Annotated in this window: 16 protein-coding genes; 9 read left to right on the plus strand and 7 right to left on the minus strand. The window is 67.2% G+C overall.

Annotation, left to right across the window (positions count from 1 at the left end):
• Positions 1–34: 34 nt before the first annotated feature.
• From BLU29_RS10045 to BLU29_RS10055, 3 genes are all read right to left on the minus strand, one after another.
• Positions 35–2,443 carry an ABC transporter permease gene (locus BLU29_RS10045; RefSeq protein ID WP_091057361.1) on the minus strand — a complete coding sequence of 803 codons (2,409 nt, stop codon included), beginning with the start codon at positions 2,441–2,443 and terminating at the stop codon, positions 35–37.
• A 121-nt stretch (positions 2,444–2,564) separates the two neighbouring features.
• Entirely contained in the window at positions 2,565–4,154 is a 1,590-nt protein-coding gene (locus BLU29_RS10050) for a S1C family serine protease (protein ID WP_091061074.1), read from the minus strand.
• Between the two features lie 145 nt (positions 4,155–4,299).
• Positions 4,300–4,770, minus strand: a complete 471-nt coding sequence (locus BLU29_RS10055; protein ID WP_091057364.1) for a nucleoside deaminase — start codon at positions 4,768–4,770, stop codon at positions 4,300–4,302.
• Positions 4,771–4,927: 157 nt separating this feature from the next.
• Between BLU29_RS10055 and aceB the strand changes: the two genes are divergently transcribed.
• The 9 genes from aceB to BLU29_RS10095 all read left to right on the plus strand — a co-directional run bounded on the left by aceB (position 4,928) and on the right by BLU29_RS10095 (position 15,949).
• Complete coding sequence (aceB, locus tag BLU29_RS10060; protein ID WP_091057366.1) at positions 4,928–6,520, plus strand: malate synthase A; 1,593 nt, start codon at positions 4,928–4,930, stop codon at positions 6,518–6,520.
• 90 nt (positions 6,521–6,610) lie between these two features.
• Positions 6,611–7,123, plus strand: a complete 513-nt coding sequence (gene uraD, locus BLU29_RS10065; protein ID WP_172830246.1) for a 2-oxo-4-hydroxy-4-carboxy-5-ureidoimidazoline decarboxylase — start codon at positions 6,611–6,613, stop codon at positions 7,121–7,123.
• A 92-nt stretch (positions 7,124–7,215) separates the two neighbouring features.
• Positions 7,216–7,560 carry a hydroxyisourate hydrolase gene (gene uraH / locus BLU29_RS10070; protein WP_091057368.1) on the plus strand — a complete coding sequence of 115 codons (345 nt, stop codon included), beginning with the start codon at positions 7,216–7,218 and terminating at the stop codon, positions 7,558–7,560.
• Between the two features lie 2 nt (positions 7,561–7,562).
• On the plus strand, positions 7,563–8,123 hold the full coding sequence (locus BLU29_RS18025; RefSeq protein ID WP_157693768.1) for a hypothetical protein: 561 nt from the start codon (positions 7,563–7,565) through the stop codon (positions 8,121–8,123).
• Positions 8,120–9,388 carry an allantoate amidohydrolase gene (locus BLU29_RS10075; RefSeq protein ID WP_091057371.1) on the plus strand — a complete coding sequence of 423 codons (1,269 nt, stop codon included), beginning with the start codon at positions 8,120–8,122 and terminating at the stop codon, positions 9,386–9,388. Before BLU29_RS18025 ends, BLU29_RS10075 begins: the two co-directional genes overlap by 4 nt.
• On the plus strand, positions 9,385–10,785 hold the full coding sequence (allB, locus tag BLU29_RS10080; RefSeq protein WP_091057373.1) for an allantoinase AllB: 1,401 nt from the start codon (positions 9,385–9,387) through the stop codon (positions 10,783–10,785). The genes BLU29_RS10075 and allB overlap by 4 nt, the downstream gene beginning before the upstream one ends.
• Before the next feature lies 1 nt (position 10,786).
• Complete coding sequence (allE, locus tag BLU29_RS10085) at positions 10,787–11,530, plus strand: (S)-ureidoglycine aminohydrolase (RefSeq protein ID WP_091057375.1); 744 nt, start codon at positions 10,787–10,789, stop codon at positions 11,528–11,530.
• Positions 11,508–15,401: a xanthine dehydrogenase molybdopterin binding subunit gene (gene xdhB, locus BLU29_RS10090; protein ID WP_091057377.1), complete on the plus strand. Its 3,894-nt coding sequence runs from the start codon at positions 11,508–11,510 to the stop codon at positions 15,399–15,401. The genes allE and xdhB overlap by 23 nt, the downstream gene beginning before the upstream one ends.
• The gene (locus tag BLU29_RS10095; protein WP_091057380.1) at positions 15,398–15,949 is read left to right on the plus strand and encodes a methyltransferase domain-containing protein; all 552 of its coding nucleotides are present in this window, start codon (positions 15,398–15,400) and stop codon (positions 15,947–15,949) included. Before xdhB ends, BLU29_RS10095 begins: the two co-directional genes overlap by 4 nt.
• 7 nt (positions 15,950–15,956) lie before the next feature.
• Here BLU29_RS10095 and xdhC read toward each other — a convergent pair whose 3' ends face one another.
• The 4 genes from xdhC to BLU29_RS10115 all read right to left on the minus strand — a co-directional run bounded on the left by xdhC (position 15,957) and on the right by BLU29_RS10115 (position 20,775).
• Positions 15,957–16,760, minus strand: a complete 804-nt coding sequence (gene xdhC / locus BLU29_RS10100) for a xanthine dehydrogenase accessory protein XdhC (protein WP_091057382.1) — start codon at positions 16,758–16,760, stop codon at positions 15,957–15,959.
• 40 nt (positions 16,761–16,800) lie between these two features.
• Positions 16,801–17,433 (minus strand): methyltransferase domain-containing protein, encoded by a 633-nt coding sequence (locus tag BLU29_RS10105; protein ID WP_091057384.1) that lies wholly within the window; start codon positions 17,431–17,433, stop codon positions 16,801–16,803.
• Between the two features lie 44 nt (positions 17,434–17,477).
• Positions 17,478–18,116, minus strand: a complete 639-nt coding sequence (locus tag BLU29_RS10110) for a DUF1080 domain-containing protein (protein ID WP_157693769.1) — start codon at positions 18,114–18,116, stop codon at positions 17,478–17,480.
• 133 nt (positions 18,117–18,249) lie between these two features.
• Positions 18,250–20,775: an SMP-30/gluconolactonase/LRE family protein gene (locus BLU29_RS10115; protein ID WP_091057390.1), complete on the minus strand. Its 2,526-nt coding sequence runs from the start codon at positions 20,773–20,775 to the stop codon at positions 18,250–18,252.
• Positions 20,776–20,825: the final 50 nt, after the last annotated feature.

The raw sequence follows: 20,825 nt of genomic DNA on the forward strand, positions 1-20,825 counted from the left end.
CGAGTAGTTTTTGCACCCGGGCGCGGGGGCGCGCTCAATCCGTGCGGAGGGCCACGAGGGGGTCCAGCTTCGAGGCGCGCCAGGCGGGGAGCAGGATGGCCAGGGTGCCGGTGCCGGTGACGACGGCGGCGGCAAGCAGGAGCGGCGAGGCGGTCAGCCCGTCCATGTCGTAAACGAGTCCCTGCAGCACCTTGGTGAGGGCCAGGGTGCCGGCGAGGCCGAGCAGGAGGCCCAAGGCGACCCAGCGCAGGCCCTGGCCGAGGACGAGCCGGAGGATGTCGCCGCCGAGGGCGCCGATGGCGAGGCGCACGCCGATTTCGCGGGTGCGCTGCACGATGTGGTAGCTGAGCGTGCCGTAGAGGCCGACGGCCACGAGGCCGAGCGCGGTGGCCATGAAAAAGTCGACGAGACCCGTGACGGCGCGCTCGCCGGCGGTGGCTTTTTGCACGACCTGGTTGAGGGTGCGGATGTCCTTGAGCGGCAGCTCGCGACTGATGCTCGCGACGGTCGAGCGGAGGAGCGGGACGAGGAAGGCGGCGGGCTGGGTGGAGCGCAGGTTGACATACACGGTGTTGCCCCAATGGCCCGGCGGGGTCGTATACATCTCGGGCTGGACTTTGGCCGTGGCATTCCACTGGCGCACGTTCTCGACGACCCCGACGACGGTGGCGGTATACCACGGGTCCTTGGGCTGGTTGGCGCGGAAGACCTGCCCGATCGGGTTCTTGTCGGGCCAGCATTTTTCGACGAAGGCGCGGTTCACCACCACGCCGAGAAGGCCGTCCTTGGACATGTCGTCCGCCGGCGTAAGATTGCGGCCGCGCACCAGGGCGATGCCCATGGTCTCGAAATAACCCGGGGTCACGGACGAGCGCTCGACGCTGGTCCGCTTCTGGGCGGGATCGTAGGCCTCGTCGTTGACGAGGGCGTTGGTGTTGCTGCCGCCCTCGAGCGGGAGCTTGGAGGTAAGGCCGACCGACGTGACACCCGGGAGGGCGCCGAGGCGCCCGGCGAGGGTCTGCCAGAGGCGGACGCGGTCCTCGTTCTCCTTGTAGATGTCGCCGCGGAGGCTGAGCTTGGCCGAGAGGACGTAGTCGGTGGCCAGGAGTTTGTTCTGCCCGATGATCTTGAAATAACTGGCCGAGAAGAGGGCGGCGCCGTTGGCGAGCACGAAGGCGACGGCAATCTGCGCGATCAGCAGCGTGCGCAGCATGAGGTGGCGGGAACGGGAGCCGACGGCGCCGCGCGCGTCGCTGCGGATGATCCCGGCGAGGGACGTGCGGGCGGCCGCGAGCGCGGGCGGGATGCCGGCGAACAGCGCGGTGAGCAGGCTGGCGCCGAGGGCGAAAAGCAGCGCGAAGCCATCGATCGTGATGGCGGCCCTGCGGGCCTCGCCGACGGGGGCGGCGGCCTTCAGCACGGCATTGCCGCCAAAGGCAATCAGAAGACCCAGTGCGGCGCCGAGGGCCGCGAGGACGAGGCTTTCGGTCAGGGCGAGCCGCACGAGCCGGCCGCGCGTGGCGCCAAGGGCGACGCGCACACCGAACTCGCCCTGACGCTGCGCACTGCGGGCGAGGAGCATCGAGGCCACGTTGGCGCAGGCGACCAGCAGCACCAGCGCCACGGCGCCAAAGAGCAGCCAGATTTTCCCGCCCACGTCCTTGGTCATTTCGACGCGGAGGGAGCGGACGAGGAATTCCTTGCGGGTGTTGGAGTCGGGGTAGAGCGCGGTCAGCTTTTTGCCGATGGCCTTGATCTCGGCGTCGGCGGTGCCGGGTGTGACGCCGGCCTTGAGGCGGGCGAGGCCGCAGAGGTAATGGCTGTCCCGCTGCTTGCGCTCTTTCTCATCCATGGAGTAGGGGAGCCAGATCTGGCAGTCCTCGGTGCGCATCCACGGGGCGGCGAACTCAAAGCTGGCGGGCATGATGCCGACCACGGTGGCGTCGCCGCCGTTGACGCGGATGCTGCGGCCGACAAGGTCGGGATCGCCGGCGAAGGCCTGCTGCCACAGGCTGTAGCTGACGACGGCCACGGACGCGGCGCCCTGCAGGCAATCGTCGGGCCCGAGCAGGCGTCCGCGCAGCGGAGCGATCCCAAAGGCAGCCAGGACGCCGGGGGTCGCCCTCACTCCGGCGACGGCCTGGGCGTTTTCGCTGCCGACGTTGACCGTGCCCGGGCCATAGACGCCGAATTGCGCGAAGGAAGTGCTCTGCTCATGGAGATCGAGGAAGTCGGCCGGGGAGAGGGGCCAGCCGTCGCCGGACCAGACCTGGACGAGCTGGTCGGATTCGGGGTAGTCGAAAGGATGGACGACGAGGGCTCGCAGCGTGCTGAACATGGCCGTCGAGGAGCCGATGCCGACGGCGAGCGTGAAGGTGGCGACAAGGGTGAAGCCGCGGGCTTTGGCCAGCTGGCGGAAGGCGAGGCGTAGATCGGTGTGCATCGACAGGATGAAGGATGGAACGGGCGCGTGCCGTGATAGAACCCGGATGTCGCGCCGAGGTTACATGAAAAATCCGCGCGCCATGGCGGACGCACGGATGGGGACCTGTCGACAGCCCGGCTTATTTCGCCGGTTTGGCGTTCCAGACCTCCAGCATATCGGGCGAGCCCTGGGCCCGCACGCCGTTGTCATTCAGGATCTCGTCGGTCGCCGCCAGCATCTCCTTGCGCGGGAAAACCAGGGCCTCGCCGCCGTGGTTGTCGAACTCCAGGGTGATGAACTCGTCTGCGGAGTCCCGCAACAGGCCGACGAGGTGTCGCAGATTCCGGACGGCGGTGCCGTTGACCGTCTTGAGCACGTGCCCGACGTGGGGACCGTAGCCCTTCGCGAGCCGGTGGGGGAAAAACGGCGAGGAGAGAATCACGAGTTCCTCGTCCGGGAACGCCGGCTTGTCGCTGCGCCGAACGGCCAACGGGCTGCGGATCGCGCTCAGCATGACGACGAGGTTGGCGTTGGCGCTAAACGATCCGAGGAGCTGTGCCGTGGCTTTGGAGAACACCAGCGGCCCGAACACAAAATAAGAGGGATAGGCGTCTTTCAGGTCAGGAATCAGCATTGGCCGGTCGGGCGAGACGGGCAGGTCGACTTTGAGCTCCCGGCCCGTGCGGACCAGCGTGAGCGGCACCTTGCCGTTCTGCGCTATCTGCTGAATGCGGTATTGGAAACGAACACGAAGGTTCGACCCGAGTTTGATCATGCCCTGGTCGTCGATGCTTGTGTCACCGACCTTTGTGATGACGTCCCACTCCTTCAGGGGATACGCGGGGTCGGATTCATAAGGTTCGTGGACGACGATGCCTTCGACGGATTTGTCGAGCTTGAGGTAGGCGCGCAGCGCCGGATTCTCCAGGGTCTGGAGCTCGTCGAACATGGCGGGTTTTCCCTGGTAGGGCCCCCGCGCGATGTCCCGCAGGAAAAAATCGATCTCCTCGTTGGGAATGATGTAGCCGATGTTCTGGGTGTTGTTGAGGGTGCTGAAGGCGAGGCCGATCATTTTGTCGCCGGCGATGGCCGGGCCGCCGCTGTTGCCGGGGTTGATGGCCGCGTCGATCTGGATGCGCAGGCCCGAGGTCGGGAAATTATAGGGCACAAACTCGATCCGCGAGACGATGCCCTTGGTGATCGAGAGGCTGGTGCCGCCCGTCGGAAAGCCGTAGGCCATCACCGCATCTTTGACGTCAGGCAGCGTGTTCGCCCGGGCCAGCGGCGCATGCGTGTCGAAAAAGGTTTCGTCATCCAGTTTTAACACTGCGAGGTCGATGCCGGGGGCGACCGCGACCACCGAGGCGGAAATCTTGTCCCCCGCCTGGCTGGCTTGGATCTGGACCTGGCTGGCATAGAGCACGACGTGGGCGTTGGTGAGGATGCGCTTACCCTCGATGACCACCCCGGAGCCGGTCAATTCGCTGGGCGCCTGCTTGGTCCAGGGCCGATAGAGGTCGGGGTAGCGGACGGTGGAAAAAACCTTCACGACGGAATTCTCCACCCCGCTCACGCCCGGTTCGGCCGGGGTTTTCGGTGTCGCGGCAGGCGGGTTTGCAGGAGGAGGTATGTTCGTTGTCGGGGTTTGGGCGGCCAGCTGGCCGGTCAGGCAGAGCACGATGAAAATCAGCGGAGCAAGTGCGCGGCAGGGGCGGAGGAGGATATTCATGAGCGGGACGAGGTTACGCTGCTCCTCGGAACCGGGCAATCGCATAGTGCACGGTCGGGATCGCTACTTCGGTTGGACCGCGCCTTCATCCACGCGGCCAGCACCGCGCATTCATCGTCCGTGATCTTGGTGCGATTGCTGGTATTCAGTAGCGCACTTTGTCCTGCTTGGCCGCCCAGCCCTTGAAGCTGGCCAGCGCGGCATCCCGCAGGAAGGGCTGCATCTTGATCGCGCGCTTCTCCGGCGCCAGCGGCACCTGCTGATAGATGAAGTCGTCGTCGAAGCCGATGGCGGCCGCGTCCGCCCGCGTGTTGCCGTAATAGACGGTCGGGATGCGCGCCCAGTAGATGGCCGAGAGGCACATCGGGCAAGGCTCGCAGCTGGTGTAGAGTTCGCAGTCGGTGAGCTGAAAGGTCTTGAGATTGGCACAGGCATCGCGGATGGCCGTGACCTCGGCGTGCGCCGTCGGGTCGTTGGTGGAGGTGACGCGGTTGTTGCCGCGGCCGACGATCTGGCCCGACCGGACGACGACGCAGCCGAACGGTCCGCCGCGGCCGGCCGCCATGCCCTCGTCAGCGAGCTTGATCGCTTCGCGCATGAAATTCTCGTTACTCATCGGGCGGCATGAGAACACAGGGCGGGTGAAAGTTGAAGGGTGAAAGTGTCGGGTAGGGCGAGTCGTCCCGACGAGCCGCGGCTCATCCGGAGGATTCGCCCTACCACTCTGGTGCTGACAGGGCGGGACTCCCCGGCTTTGCTGCCCGGCTACCAACATGAGTTCCTATCCCTCCATCAGCGGCCTGGAGATTCGCGGCCCGCTGCACCCCGGTTATAACGAGATCCTGACCCCCGAGGCCGGCGCGTTTGTCGCCGGGCTGCTCGAGAAATTCGGCCCGCGCCGCCTCGCGCTGCTGGCCAAGCGCGTCGAACGTCAGCAGGCGATCGATGCCGGAAAACTGCCGGACTTCCTGCCGGAAACCGCCGCCATCCGCGGCGGCGACTGGAAGGTCGCGCCCATCCCGCCCGACCTGCTCGACCGCCGGACCGAGATCACCGGCCCGGTCGACCGCAAGATGGCCATCAACGCCCTCAACTCCGGCGCGCAGTGCTGGATGGCCGATTTCGAGGACGCCAATTCGCCCACCTGGGAGAACTGCCTCGAGGGCCAGATCAACCTGCGCGATGCCGCCCGTCGCACCATCGCTTACACCTCGCCCGAGGGGAAGAAATACGCGCTGAAGGACAAGATCGCCGTCATCGTCGCCCGCCCGCGCGGCTGGCACATGGAGGAGAAGCACGTGCATTTCCGTGGCGCGCGCATCTCCGCCTCGCTTTTCGACTGGGGCCTGCATTTCTTCCACTGCGCCCGGGCGCTGATCGCGCGCGGCAGCGGCCCGTATTATTACCTGCCCAAGCTGGAGAGCCACCTCGAGGCGCGCCTCTGGAACGACGTCTTCGTCCACGCCCAGGCCGCGCTCGGCCTCCCGCGCGGCACCATCCGCTGCACGATGCTGATCGAGACCATCACCGGCGCCTTCGAGGCCGAGGAGATCCTCTACGAGTTGCGCGAGCACGCCTCCGGCCTCAACTGCGGCCGCTGGGACTACATGTTCAGCATGGTGAAGAAACTCCGGAACCGGCCGGGCTACATGTTCCCGGACCGCACGCTCATCACCATGGAGGTGCCGTTCCTCCGCGCCTACGTCACCCACGTCATCAATGTCTGCCACCGTCACGGCGCCTACGCCATGGGCGGCATGGCCGCGCAGATCCCGATCAAGAATGATCCCGCCGCCAACGCCGCCGCCCTCGCCAAGGTCCGCGCCGACAAGACCCGCGAAGTGAAAGCCGGCCACGATGGCACCTGGGTCGCACACCCCGGCCTGGTCCAGACCGCGCTCGATGCCTTCGGCGAGCACATGAAAGGGCCGAACCAGCTCCATGTCATCCATGAGGCGAAGGTCACCGCCGCCGACCTGCTCGCGCCGCTGTCGGGCCCGATCACCGAGGCCGGCGTCCGTTGGAATCTGCACGTCGGCGTCCGTTACCTCGAGGCCTGGCTGGGCGGCTCCGGCGCCGAGCCGATCCACCACCTGATGGAGGATCTCGCCACCTCGGAGATCTCCCGCGCCCAGCTCTGGCAGTGGCTGAAGTTCGGTGCGAAGCTCACCGACGGCCGGCCCGTCACAGCGAAGCTCTACGACGAGTTGCTGCCCGCCGAGCTGGTCGCGATCCGCGCCGAATACGGTGACGAGCGCTACAACAGCGGGCATTTCCCGGCGGCAATCGAGCTCTTCATGCGCATGTCGAAGAGCGCCGAGTTCGACGAGTTCTTGTCGCTCCCGGCCTACGAGCTGCTGCCGTGATAAATTAACCACGAATGGACACGAATAGACACGAATTGGTTTTGGATGAGGCATTCGTGTGAATTCGCGTCCATTCGTGGTTTCCCTCTGATGCCTTCGCTCGATTATCTGAACCAAGCCGACCGCGCCGCGTTCACCGCGGCGCTCGGCCACCTGTTCGAGCACTCGCCGTGGGTGGCGGAGCAGGGCTGGTTGCGCCGGCCCTTCGCCTCCGCCGAGGCCCTGCACGCCGCGCTTTGCGCGGCCATGCGCGCCGCGCCGGCCGACAAGCAACGGGCCCTCATCCGCGCCCATCCCGACCTCGCCGGGCGACTGGCACAGCAAAAGAAACTCACCGCGGAGTCCACCCGCGAGCAGGCCAGTGCCGGGCTCGACCAGCTGACTGACACCGAGCTGGCGGAATTCACGCGGCTCAACGACGCCTACAAGGTGAAGTTCGGCTTTCCCTTCATCATCTGCGCCCGGCTTAACGCCAAGGCGGCCATCCTCGCCGCGATGTCGGCCCGCCTGCCGCATACCCCGGCAGTCGAGCGCGACACCGCCCTGGCCGAAATCGAAAAAATCGCCTGGCTCCGGCTGCAAGACGTCCTGAAGCGGAATTAACCGCGGATTACGCGGATGGACACGGATGATTCGATCACTACACTGCCTTTATCCGCGTTAATCAGCGTCATCCGCGGAGAATTCATTCTCTTATGCCCGGCAAACTCAGCACCCACGTCCTCGACCTCACCACCGGCCGGCCCGCCGCCGGGATGCGCATCGAGCTTTGGAAAAACGACGGCAAGCACACCATGCTCAAGGCCGTCACCACCAACGCCGACGGCCGCACCGACGGCCCGCTGCTGACCGGGGCCGAGATGGCCGTCGGCAGCTACGAGCTGGTGTTCTTTGTGAAGGATTATTTCGTCACGCATCTGGAGGACAGCCCGTTCCTCGACCGCGTGCCGGTCCGGTTTGCCATCGCCGATGCCGCGGTCGGCTACCACGTCCCGCTGCTCGTCACGCCCTGGGCCTACAGCACCTACCGCGGGAGCTGAGAATGTCCCTTCTAGCTGAAAACCTCGTCGAAGAGTGGATGAACCGACAAGGGTTCTTTACTATTCGTGGTGTGAGAGACGGTGTTGCCGAAATCGATTTATTGGGCGTTCGAACAAAAAAAGGATCGATTGAAGCTTGGCACATTGAATCACAGGTCAGCTTTAATCCCGTCAGTTACGTGACGCCGTTGACTAACGAGCGGGCAAAAAAAATTGGCAAAGCTAGGACGACGGCGTGGAAAAGATCGCCTGAAATTATTTCCGAATCGGTCACTGCTTGGATTGAAAAGAAATTTAACTCCACGGCTAAAACAAAGGTCCGAGAAAGATTATGGCCTGGCCTAAAATGGCAGAAGAAGTTGGTTTACGGTGTAGTACGTCACTCCGAAGAGGTGAGTGAGCTGGAGAAGCACATTGCATTAGTCCCGTTTTATGAGGTTTTGCGTGATCTATGCTGGAATGAGCATGAGCTGTTCTCTGCAACAGGCACAGACATAGCCAACATAGTTGAATACTATGAGGACTGCGCAGCTGTTAGGCAGAGAGGGAAATCTAGAAAATGAGCAACGCGGCGCAGCTCCTCGTCTCGATGCTGGACGAGCTCGGCCACATCACGGACGAGCCGGGCCGGTTGAGCCGGACCTTCCTTTCGCCGGCCATGCAGCGGGCGAACCGGCTCGTGGGCGATTGCATGCGGGCCGCCGGGCTGAAGGTGCGGGTGGATGCCGTCGGCAATCTCATCGGGCGGCTCGCGTCGGCCAATCCCAAGGCCAAGACCCTGTTGCTCGGTTCGCACCTCGACACGGTGCGCGACGCCGGCCGGTTCGACGGGCCGCCCGGCGTGCTGCTGCCGATCGTGGCGCTCGCGGAGCTGAAGCGCCGCGGGGTGCATTTGCCCTTCCATGTCGAGGTGCTCGGCTTCTCCGAGGAGGAGGGCGTGCGTTTCGCCAGCGCCTACCTCGGCAGCAAGGGTTATTGTGGGAAGCTGACCGCGAAGGATCTGGCCATGTGCGATGCCGATGGCGTCAGCGTGAGCGAAGCGATCCAAAGGTGGAACGGCCTGACCCCAGGACATTCAAGCAAGCGCGTTGGGGTCAACGCGCTCCACCTCAAGGCAGCGCACAGCAAAAGTAACTTATTAGGTTACATCGAGGTGCATATCGAGCAGGGCCCGGTGCTCGAGGCAAAGAAACTCGCCGTGGGCGTCGTCTCGGCCATCGCGGGCCAGAGCCGCTTCAAGCTGACCTGGACCGGCAAGGCCGGGCATGCCGGCACGACGCCGATGGCGCTGCGCCGCGACGCGCTCGCTGGTGTCGCTGAATTTATTTCGGGGGTCGAGGCCATCGCGCGCCGCATGCCGGGATTGGTGGCGACCGTCGGGACGCTCACGGTTTCGCCCGGCGCGGCCAATGTGATTCCCGGTTCCGTGGTCCACACCCTTGATGTTCGTCATGCCGATGACCGCCGGCGCCGCCAGGGGCTGATGGCGATCGGCCGGCTGGCCACGCGGATTGCCGGCCGCCGGAAGCTCAGCCGCGCCTGGCAACGCACCCAGGAGAACGGCGCGGTGGCCTGCTCGCCATCGTTGACCGCCTGGCTCGAACAGAGCGTGAAAGCGGTGCAGGGCAAATCGCTCTCGCTCGTCAGCGGCGCCGGCCACGACGGCGTGGTGATGTCCGCGCTGACACCGGTCGCGATGCTCTTGGTGCGGTGCCGGGACGGATTGAGCCATCACCCGGATGAATACGCCTCACCCAAGGACCTGGCCGTGGCGCTGGCGGTGGTGACCGACTTCCTGGAGCGACTGGCGAAGGATCAGCGCGGATGAAACGGCGCGGAAAAAATCTCGTCGAGGCGACCGAACCCGAAGTGCTCGACCTTGTGGTCCGGGGCGGCCGGGTCGTGACGCCCGACGGCGTGCAGGCCGCCGAGCTGGGGATCCTGCACGGCAAGATCGTGCGGCTGGCGCCGGAGGTCACCGATCCGACGCACACGGAACTCGACGCGGCCGGCCGTTATGTCTTCCCAGGCATCGTCGACGCCCACGTGCATTTCAACGAGCCCGGCCGGACGGAATGGGAGGGGCTGGCCCATGGTTCCCTCGCACTCGCGGCCGGCGGCGGCACCTGCTTCTTCGACATGCCGCTCAACTCCGAGCCGCCCGTGCTGGACGCCGCCGCGTTGCGCGTGAAGCGCGAACTGGCCGAGCAGCAATCATGCGTGGACTTCGCGCTCTGGGGCGGGCTGGTGCCGGGCAATCTCGACAAGCTGGCCGGCCTGCGCGACGCCGGCGCGATCGGCCTGAAGGCGTTCATGTCGAACAGCGGCATCGACAGTTTTCCCCGCGTCGATGCCAAGTCGCTTTACGAGGGCATGAAGCGCGCCGCCAAGCTGGGCCTGCTCGTGGCGGTGCACGCAGAGGACGACGCCCTGGCGGCGAAGTTCACCGCGGAGCAGCAGGCGAAGGGCCGGCATGACGCCAAGGCCTGGCTCGCGTCGCGCCCGGTCGAGGTCGAGCTGGGCGCGATCCGCCAGGCGCTCGAGTTCGCCGGCGAGACCGGCTGCGCGCTGCACGTCGTGCACGTCAGCAGTCCGGAGGGCGTCGCCCTCATCACCGAGGCCCGGGCCCAGCGCGTCGACGTGACGGCCGAGACTTGCTCGCATTACCTTTTGTTGAACGACAAGGACGTTGCGAAGCTCGGCGCCCCGGCCAAGTGCGCTCCGCCGATCCGCGACGAGAAGCGCCGGCTGGCGCTGTGGCAGGAGCTGCGGGCCGGCCATATCCAGACGGTCGGGTCCGATCACTCGCCGTCGCCGCCGGAGATGAAGACGGCGAAAAACTTCTTTGAAATCTGGGGCGGCATCGCCGGCGTGCAGCATGGTTTCCAGCTGCTGATGAACGAATGTGCCGCGACGGCGGACCAGGATCTGCCGCGGCTGGCGGCGGTGCTGGCGCGGAATGTCGCGCGCCGCTTCCGGATCGACGACCGCAAGGGCCTGCTGGCCGAGGGGCGCGACGCGGATTTCACCCTCGTCGAGTTCGGCCCCAAGCGGACCATCAAGGCGGACGACCTGTGGACGCGCCACCGGATCAGCCCGTATGTCGGCCGGGCCAACCGGACGCGTGTGACCCATACTTATGTCCGCGGCTGCCCCGTATGGGCTGACGGCGGGGTTGCATCCGGCTCGCCGAAGGGTCAGTTTCTGCGCCCAACCCACACCTGACATGTCCGACCTTTTTGGCCACACCCGCGCCCGCATCGCCGCCCGCCACGCCCTGATCACGCCGGGCAACCACGTGAACAGCTCCGTGCCGGGCATCACGGGCGCGACGACGGTCGTCCTGTTCAACGAGGCCATGGGCGCGAAGTTCGCGCAGCTGCTGGTGACCTTCACGGCCGACGGCCGCGCCGCGCAGCCGGCGAGCGGCACGCAGACCTTTGGCTACGTCGTGCACGGGGGCGGCGCGCTGACGGTGGGGAAGGAAAAGGCGAAGATCGGCGCCGGCGGGTTTTTCTACGTGCCCGCCGGCCAGTCGTGGAGCCTAGCCACGCCCAAGGCCGGCACGCAGCTGACGCTTTTCCAGAAAAAGTATGTCGCGCTTCCCGGCACGCCCCTGCCCAAGGCCATCATCGGCGATGCGGCCAAGGTGAAGGGCGCGGCGTTCCTCGGCGACCCGGCGGCCAACCTGCAGGTGCTGCTGCCCGACGAGCCGGCCTTCGACCTGGCCGTGAACATTTTCGCCTACCAACCGGGCGGCCACCTGCCGTTCGTGGAGGTGCACGTCATGGAGCACGGCCTCGTCATGCTCGGCGGCGCGGGCGTCTACCGCCTCGAGGACAGCTGGTATCCGGTGCAGGCGGGCGACGCCGTCTGGATGGCGCCGTATTGCGCGCAGTGGTTTGTCGCCATGGGCAAGGTCCCCGCGAGCTATCTCTATTACAAGGATGTCAACCGTCCGGCCATCTGACCCGGCGGCTCCGGCCAGTCTCGACCTCATCGTCAACGGCCGTGCCGTCTCCACCGCGGGCGTGGCGTCCACCACCACGCTGCTGGCCTGGTTGCGCGCCAACGGCCTGACGGGCGCCAAGGAAGGCTGCGCCGAGGGCGACTGCGGTGCGTGCTCCGTGGCGCTGGTGGACCGCGATGCGAAGGGCAAAGCGACCTACCGCGCCTTCAATAGCTGCATCGCGCTGGTGCCGATGTTCGCCGGCCGCGAGATCGTGACGGTCGAGGGCCTCGCGCAATGCGGCGCCGACAAAAAGCAGCTCCACCCGGTGCAGGCCGCGATGGTGGAGCACTACGGCTCCCAATGCGGCTATTGCACGCCCGGCTTCGTGGTCTCGATGTTCGAGGCCTATTACCGGGACGGCTGCAAGGAGCCATGGCAGGTCAGCGACCAGCTCTGTGGCAATCTCTGCCGCTGCACCGGCTACCGGCCGATCCGCGATGCGGCGGTGGCGGCGCTCGCCCAGCGCAATGTAGGGTCGGCGCTTGCGCCGACCGCGCCGAAGGTCGGCGCAAGCGCCGACCCTACAACCGATCACTTTGCCGCCCGCTTGCAGGTCCCGGTGCATCCGCCCATGGCGCTCAACTACACCGCGGGCGAGGCGAAGTTCTTCCGCCCCACGTCGCTGCCGGGGATGTTCACGCTGCTCGCCACCTACCCGGCGGCCCAGTTGGTGGCCGGCGCGACCGAGATCGGCGTCGAGTTGAACAAGAAGTTCAAGGCGTTCCCGCTGCTCATCTCCACCGAGGGCGTGCCGGAACTGACGCGCATCACCGCGACGACCGAGGCCTGGCACATCGGCGCCGGCGCCACGCTGACCAACGTCGAGGAGGTGCTGGGCCACGAGTATCCCTCCATTGCGAAGATGCTGCGCGTGTTCGCCGCCCGCCAGATCCGCAACCGTGCCACGCTGGGCGGCAACCTCGTGACGGCGTCGCCCATCGGCGACAGCGCCCCGGTGCTGCTGACGCTCGACGCGAGCGTCGTGCTCGTCACCGCCAAGGGCGAGCGCACGGTGCCGCTGGCCGAGTTCTTCACCGCCTACCGCAAGACCGTGCTGAAGCCCGGCGAGATCATGCGCGAGATCGTGTTGCCGCGCGGCGGGCCGACCCGCGGCCTGACGCGCCGGGTGGATTTCCTCAAGGTCTCCAAGCGCCGCGAGCTCGACATCAGCATCGTGGCGGCGGCGTTCTGTGTGGACCTCGATGCCGGCGGTATCGTCCGCAAGGCGCGCATTGCCTACGGCGGCGTGGCGGCGATGCCGCTACGGGCGTTGAAGGCCGAGACGGCGCTGGTGGGCAAGAAGCTGAATGATCCGGCGGTGGCGCACCTCCTCCATGACACTTTCAAGCCGATCGACGATGCCCGCAGCGGTGCCGACTACCGGCGCGGTCTGGTCGTCAGCCTCTGGGAGAAATTCGTCTCGGGCGAACAGAGCCAGGCGCAGGACGCCGATCTGGGGTTCGCCGGCGACAGCCGGTGGCCAATCGAAGATGCCTCCCGCAACCTGCGGCACGAGAGCGCCGTCGGCCACGTGACCGGCCGGGCGCTGTATGTGGACGACACGGCGCAGCGCCGGAAGATGCTCGATTGCTGGCCGGTCTGCGCGCCGCACGCCCACGCGAAGATTTTGCGGCGCGACGCCACCAAGGCCCGGCAGGCGCTGGGCATTCACGCCGTGCTGCTGGCCGAGGACATCCCCGGTGAGAACAACACCGGCCCGGTGCGGCACGACGAGCCGCTGCTGGCGCAGGACGAGATTCTTTTCCACGGTCAGATGGTGGCCTGGGTGGTCGGAGATTCGCTCGCGGCGTGCCGCGCCGCCGCGGCGCTGGTCGAGGTGGACTACGAGCCGTTGCCCGCGATCATCGGCCTGCCGGCCGCCATCGCGGCGGGCAGCTACCACACCGAGCCGCACGCGCTGAAGCGCGGCGATGTCGCGACGGCGTTGGGGACGGCGCCGGCCCGGCTCGAAGGCGAGTTCGAATTTGGCGGGCAGGAGCATTTCTACCTCGAGACGCACGCGGCCTGGGCCGAGGCGGGCGAGGAAGGCAGCGTGTTGGTCAATTCCTCGACCCAGCATCCGTCGGAGATCCAGGCCATCGTCGCCGAGGTGCTGCATGTGGCGCGACACAAGGTCGTCGTGCAGGCCCCGCGCATGGGCGGCGGCTTCGGCGGCAAGGAAACGCAGGGCAACGGCTTCGCGGCGCTGGTGGCGCTGGCGGCGGTGAAGACCGGCCGGCCGGTGCGCGTGCAGCTCGACCGCGACCTCGACATGAAGCTGACGGGCAAGCGGCACCCGTTCCATGCCAGGTTTTCCATCGGCCACGACAACGACGGGCGGTTGCTCGCCGCGCAGGTCGAGCTGGTGTCGGACGGCGGCTGGTCGCTCGACCTGTCCACGGCGATCAACGACCGCGCGCTGTTCCACCTCGACAACGCCTACTACATCCCGGCGGTGCATTTAAGCGGCCGGGTGGCGAAGACCAATGTGACGTCGCACACGGCGTTCCGCGGCTTCGGCGGCCCACAGGGCATGATCGTCATCGAGGAGATCATCGATCGCATCGCGCGCCAAACCGGCCTGCCGCCGGCGGTCGTGCGCGAGCGCAACCTTTACCACGGGACCGGCGAAACCAACCGCACGCACTACAACGAGGACATCGGCGACAACCGCATCCAGCATATCTGGCAACAGGTGCTCGCGCAGGCGGAGTTCGCCAAGCGGCGCACCGAGGTCGACCAATGGAACCGGGCCAATCCGCACATGAAGCGCGGGCTGGCGGTGACGCCGGTGAAGTTCGGCATCAGCTTCACGCTCTCGCACTACAACCAGGCCGGCGCGCTGGTGCACATTTATCAGGACGGCTCGGTGCAGGTGAATCACGGCGGCACCGAGATGGGGCAGGGGTTGCACACCAAGATTCTCGGCGTCGCCATGCGCGAGCTCGGCCTCCCCGCCGCCAGCATCCGGCTGATGACCACCAGCACCGATAAGGTGCCGAACACCTCGGCCACGGCGGCGTCGAGCGGCGCCGACCTGAACGGCGCGGCGGTGGCGGCGGCGTGCGCCACGCTCCGCGAGCGGCTGCTGCCGGTGGCGGCGGGCCTGCTTTCGGCAGGTAGGGCGGGGTTTACCGCCGACATGTCGGGCATAAAGCCAGACCTGCAAGAAATAGTTTTCGAAAACGGCGAGGTTTTCGCAAAATCGAACCCGTCGGCCCGTCTCCCCTTCGCCCAGGTCTGCGCCAAGGCCTACGCGGAGCGCATCAGCCTTTCGTCGACCGGCTACTACAAGACGCCCGGCGTGAAGTGGGACTGGGTCAAGGCCGAGGGCCGGCCGTTCCACTACTTCGCCTGCGGCGCGGCCGTGGCGGAGGTGGAGGTGGACGGTTTCTCCGGCATGCACCGCGTGCGGCGCGTGGACATCGTCCATGACGTCGGCGACTCGCTCAACCCCGGCGTGGACCGCGGCCAGATCGAGGGCGGCTTCGTGCAGGGCATGGGCTGGCTCACGCGCGAGGAACTGCGTTGGGACAAGCAAGGCCGGTTGCTCACGCACAGCGCCAGCACCTACCAGATTCCCGCGTTCAGCGACGCGCCTGTCGAATTCAACGTCACGCTTTTGCCCCGGGCCGCGCAGTCCAACACCATCCACGGCAGCAAGGCCGTGGGCGAGCCGCCGTTGATGCTGGCGTTCTCGGTGCGCGAGGCGCTGCGCGACGCGGTGGCGGCGTTCGGTCCACCCGGCGGCGAGGTGCCGCTGGCCTCGCCCGCGACGGGCGAGGCGATCTTCGCCTCGATTCAGTCGCGGCTGACTGGACCGGCATGAAGGCGTTGGATCGTTTCATCCAGCAGTGGCGGATGCGTCAGGCGATGCGGTTCATCCCGGCCGGCACCCGGGTCATCGACATCGGCGCGCATGAAGGCGAACTTTTCCAAGCCCTGGGCGACCGGCTGATCCGCGGGTTTGGCATTGAGCCGCTGCGAAAGACGGTGCTGGACGCGCCCAAGTTCACGATTATCCCCGGGTTCTTCCCGGCGGCACGGCCGGCGGAGGGCGGCTGGGATGCGGTAACGATGCTGGCCGTGTTGGAGCACGTGCCGACGAAGGAGCAGCAGGCGCTCGCGACAGCCTGTCATGAGCTGCTCAAGCCCGGCGGCCGGGTGATCATCACGGTGCCGGCGAAAACGGTGGACCACATCCTGGCGGTGCTGCGCTTCCTGCGGTTGATCGACGGCATGTCGCTGGAGGAGCATTACGGCTTCGAGCCGGCGGACACGGAGCGGATCTTTGCCGCGCCGCGGTTCCGGCTGTTGCACCGGTCGAGGTTTCAGGGCGGGCTCAACCACCTGTTCGTATTCGAACGGACCGGTTGACGACGGGTTATTTTGCCCCGGCGCGCAATCGGTCCCGCTCGGTCAGGAGCTGGGCGGCGATGCTCAGGGCGATCTCGCGCGGGTCGTTGCTGCCGAAGGACAGGCCGACGGGACAGTGGAATTCCTTCGCGCGCTTGGCGGGCAGGCCGGCGGCAATGAGCTCTTTCCGGAGCACCTCCGCCTTGGCTTCGCTGCCGATGACGCCAACGAAGGGAAAGTGCCGCTCGGCGAGCGCGCGCTGCAGCACGGGGCGGTCGGAAGCGTGGCCCTGGGTCAGGCAGAGCAGGAAAGCGTGGTCGGGCATCGTCGGCACCAGGCCGGCCGGCTCGGCGGCTTCGACGTAGCGGGCGTTGCGGGCCCGCGGCAGCTTGTCGAGCCACTCCCGGCGCGGGTCGACGACGGTCAGCTGGCAGTCGAGTGGGGCGAGCACGGGCACGAGCGCCTGGACGACATGGCCGGCGCCGAAGACCCAGACGGGCCACGCCGCGCCGGCACCGCCGCCGGCGTGCGGCTCGAAATAAAGTTTCACCGAGCCGCCGCACGTCATGCCGACATCGGTCCTGAGCGTCCAGTTGACGAAGCGCGGTGCGGCCGTGGCCCCGGCGAGCATTGCCTGTGCGACGCCGATGGCCTTGGCCTCGACCTTGCCGCCGCCGACGGTGCCGGTGTGCAGGCCGGCGGCGGTGACGAGCATCTTGGCCCCGGTGTCCTGGGGCGTGCTGCCGAGCGACTCGGTGAGGATGACGAGCACGAACGCCGTGCCCTCGCGCCCGAGGGCGGCCAGTTGTTCATAGAAGCCGGCGTCGTTCATACCGGCATGGTGGCGGCGGCGCGGAGCCGCGCAAGCCCGCTCAACCCTTGAACGAGGTGCGGCGCCACTCCTGCCAGCGTTCGCGGCCGGCGAACATGGGCACGGAGTCGTTGACGGGCGAATCCTTCACCAGGAGGAAATAACGGGCGAACAGCTCGTCGGCCGTGCCCCAGGCGAAGCCGTAGGGCGGCCCTTCCGAGAGCACCGGCTTCTGGTAGTAGAAATAGCCGAGCAGCGCGCCCTGGTATTTCAGCAGGCTGGCCATGCGGGCGCGGTAGACCTCGCGCCGTTCCGGCAGCAGCGCGCAGAGAAAGGCGCGCTCGTAGACATAGTCGAACGAGTTGGGCGCGAAATCGTGGCTGAAGAAATCCCCGAGGATGATGCGGCTGGCCAGCGCGGTGCCGTTGAGCCGGCGGGCGCGCTCGACGGCGCCGGGCGCGAAGTCGATCGCCGTCACGTCGTAGCCGGCCTGGCTGAACGCCTTGATCTCGTGGCCGAGGCCGCAGCCGGGGATGAGCACCTTGCCGCGGGCCTGCGGGTTGGAGCCGGTGTCCTTGCGCTTGAGAAATTCCCGCAGATCGGCCGGCACGCCGTCGAAATCCCAAGGCGTGTTCGCGCTGAGATAGCGCGAACTCCAGAACTCGGGATGACTGGGAGGGATGTCTTCCAACATGGCGACGGGACAGGGGGAAGGACAGACGGCCGGTTCCGGCGCGGTTAGTCAAGTCCGACCAGCGTGACGTGGCGCAGCTCGAAGGGCGTGCCCTCGAACTGGAACCCGATTTTACCTCCATGTAACGAGCAGCCCGTGATCCGGTTTTGCCGCACGCCGTTGACCATGACCTCGATCGTGTCGCCCCGGCAGATGACGTCGCACGTGTTCCACTCGCCGGCGGGCTTTTCGCTGTCGGGGGCGGTATACCCCTTGATGGCGGTCGCCGCGCCGGGGACGCTCGTGAGCGGTTCGGCAAAGGTGGCGCCGGCCATGGGCAGGAGGTCGCCGACGAACTTGTTCTTCATCTGCACCTGGTAGCAAAGCGGCCACACGCGATCCCTGGGGCCGGAGCTGATGTGCACGAGCACGCCGCTGTTGCCCGGCTTGCCCGGCCAGCGCCATTCGGCATGCAGGCGGTAGTTCGAATAGGCCGCCGTGGTGGCGATGAAGCCCACCGGCTGGCCGGTCGCGGCGATGACGCCGTCGGGCCGGACCGTGCAGACCGTGGCGATGGCGGTGGCCGGGTTGGTCGTGAATTCCCAGCCGGCGAGGTCGCGGCCGTCAAAGAGTTCGCGGGGCTCGGCCGCGGGCGCCGGGGCGGCCAGTGTCAGGGTGGCAAGAACGGCAACAAGGCAACGCATGCCTTCGTCCCTAGCAGGTGGTCGGTGATTTGCAAGGGGACGGAGTCCCGGCTTGGGCCGGTTGACACCGTGCGGCGCTTGCGGCGCACGGTGGCCAACCTTCTGAAGCGTGCCGGATTCGCGGCCGCCCGCCTCAATCGTCGTCCCGGTCCGTCCTGGCGCGGGCCTTGAAAAAGGCGGCACGGACCGGCGCGGGCATGGGCGAGCCGGCGCCCTTGACGGAACGCCAGACGATTTCATTGAGCGCGATGTCATCGGCGCGGTCGGCCTCGCGAAAATCCATGCGGGCCGATTCCTTCGCGCCCCAGCCGCCGGCCGGGTTGCGCTCGTTCAGGTCGACCTGGGCCGGGCGGGCGGTGAAAGGGGTCGGATCGGGGGTCGCGGTGAAGGCGGCGTGCATCGGCGCGGCCGCGGCGTCGAATTGCGACATGGGCTGCAACCCGAGGATCAGTTCGATCGTGCGGAGCACGCTGGTGGTGGAATAGAGCGTCGAATCGACCGAGTGACGGGCGGTGTAGGGGCTGATGACCAGACACGGACTGCGATGCGCGTCGACGTGGTCGGGGCCGTTTTGTGCGTCGTCCTCCAGCACAAAGATGGCGGTATCGGTCCAGAACTTCGAATGGCTGACCGCGTCGACCAGCCGGCCAAGGGCGAGGTCGTTGTCGGCGACGAGGGCCCGGGGGGTGAGGGCGCCGGCGAGCGTGCCGGAAGTATGGTCGTTGCCGAGGCGCACGACCTGCAGGCGCGGCATGTCGCCCCGGGCTTCGAACCGCTGCAGCTCGGCGATGAAGCGTTCGGCACGCTTCACATCGGGGTAGTCGAGATCGAAGCCGCGGTAGAGCGGGTCGATGTGCTCGCGCAGCACGGGGAGGGAGGGCCGGGCGGGATCGGTGGCCCGGCGGCCGTTGAACACGAATTCGCCGTAGCTGCGGTAGCTGACTCCGGCCTGCGCAGCCTGGTCCCAGAGGTAGCCGCGTTCGGGCGCGGCGATGGCGTAGGCTCCCTCGCTCGGGTAGCCGATCTTATTGCGCTGGTTGTGGCCGTAATTGAGCGGCCAGGTCTTCTCGACGAAGTCGCTGGCATAGGCCCCCATCGACCACTCGTGGCCGTCGGCCGAGACCTCGCCGTCGGCATAAAAATTATCCAGCAGCACGAATTCACGGGCGAGCGCATGGTGGTTGGGCGTGACAGACTCGGGAAACAGGCAGAGTTGCGGTGCGCCGTTGCCCCCGGGCAGGTCGCCCAGCATCTGGTCGTAGGTGCGGTTCTCCTTCACCACGTAGATGACGTGCCGGACCGGCGACGCCTCGCCGGGCGCGGCAGGCACCGGGCTCCCGGCGGGCCTAGCGGACGTCGCGACGGGCTGGGTAGCGAGAACCTCCCGGGTCCAGGCGCCAAACACCGCGGTCCGCCGGTCGGCCGCGGGCAGCGCGATGAGGCTGACGGTGCCCTTGAAGAGGCTGCCGATGTAGTCCTGCAGGTTGCGTGGCCGCGGGTCCCCCGGAAACGGGCCCGCGGGGTTGGCGGCGGAGATCACGCCCTTGCCGTTGGCGACGACGAGCGTGCGGCCGTCGGCGCTCACGCGCACGCTGGTCGGAAACCAGCCGACCGGGACAAGGCCGAGTGAAACCGTCCGGCGGGCCGCGGAAACGTCGAAGACGGCCACGCAGTTGTTGTTGGCGTTGGCCACGAAGAGCAGATGGCCGTCGGGGGAGAGCGCGAGGCTGTTGGGCATCGAGCCCGGCAGGGCCCCGGGGGTGGGCGAGGTAGACAACGTTTCGAGCACGCGGCCGTCGGCCGGGTCGAGGATGCTCACCGTGTTGGTGTTGGCCTCGGCCACGAAGAGGCGGCCGTCGGCGGAGAGGGCCATTTCATTCGGGTGCGGGCCGACGGGCCAGCGGGCGAGTTCGGCGCCGCTCTTCGCGTCCAGCACGAGCACGGCGGCGCGGCCCCACAGGCTGACATAGAGGCGGCCGCGCGACGGATCGGGCAGGCAAGCATACGGGAACGGTGCATCGGTCGCATCGGAAGGTTGCCACCGCGGCCCCTCGGGGTCGGTGACTGAAACTGGCGCCGCCGTGGCGAGGGAGACCGACCAGACGGGCTGGCCCGAGGCCGCCTCAAGCTTGTCCACCCGCTGGCCCCAGCCTTCGGCGACATAAAGCGCCCCCGTTTTGTCGGTAGCGAGCCCGACCGGCACGCCGGTTTCCTTCTCAGGTCGCACGCGGAAATCCGCCGGAGACGAAAGCAGCCCGTCGGCAAAGGCAAAGACATGGACGGTCTCGAGCGTGGCGCCGCTGGCGTAGAGGTGCTGGCCGTCGGCGGACCAGGCGAGCCCATAAAACGATTCGTCGAGCGCGACTTGGGAAACTTGCCGGCCGGAGGCCAGGTCGAGGAGGCGGATCTCATGCTGCGAATACCCGCAGTGCAGCACGGCCGCAAAACGTCCGCCGGGATGGAGGGCGAGGTTGACCGGAAAATCACCGACGACCACCTGGCGGCCGGCTGGGCGCAACGACCACTGGTTGGGCAGCAGCACCGAGCCATCGCGCTGCAATCCCGGCAGCATGACCGGCGGCCGGGGCTCCGCGCCGGCCGTGGCGCCCCAGCCAAGCCCGGCGACAAGCGCCAGCACGCAGCCGTCACGAAATCTCATGTGGGCAGCATGGCCGCGCCACCGGCCAAGACAAGCGGCGACAGGTGACG

The organism is Opitutus sp. GAS368, assembly GCF_900104925.1.
Lineage (GTDB): Bacteria > Verrucomicrobiota > Verrucomicrobiia > Opitutales > Opitutaceae > Lacunisphaera.